Source organism: Pseudoalteromonas sp. SG41-5 (genome assembly GCF_014164495.1).
GTDB lineage: Bacteria > Pseudomonadota > Gammaproteobacteria > Enterobacterales > Alteromonadaceae > Pseudoalteromonas > Pseudoalteromonas rhizosphaerae.
In genome coordinates, this window is sequence record NZ_JACJFH010000316.1 from 1 (window position 1) to 298 (window position 298).

Consider the following 298-nt stretch of genomic DNA (forward strand, 5'->3'; position numbering starts at 1 on the left):
TGAATTCAGCGTCTTCTTCTGGGTCATGAGCTACGGGCTGCCTCTGCGAATACTTTATAGAACATAAGCTTAGGGTAGTGGCTTTACTACTTATTCTCACGCCATTGGGCTTGTCCTGAACCAAGCTCGTGTAATACGCGACCTGTAAACCCCGCTGATGGTGTATTTGAAATCCAAACCTTTATCTCACCTGATTCACCCATACCGACTATTAAATATGGTTTTACATCTTTAAAAACCTTACCTGTATGCGCTGTGTATGAAGGTAAATTTTTAGCTAACCTATAACCATTTTTAT

1 pseudogene is annotated in these 298 nt (G+C 40.6%); it reads right to left on the bottom strand.

The features are described from left to right. Nucleotides 1-86 precede the first annotated feature (86 nt). Nucleotides 87-298 (bottom strand): annotated as a pseudogene (locus H5232_RS23810) (DUF2931 domain-containing protein); the annotation flags it as partial.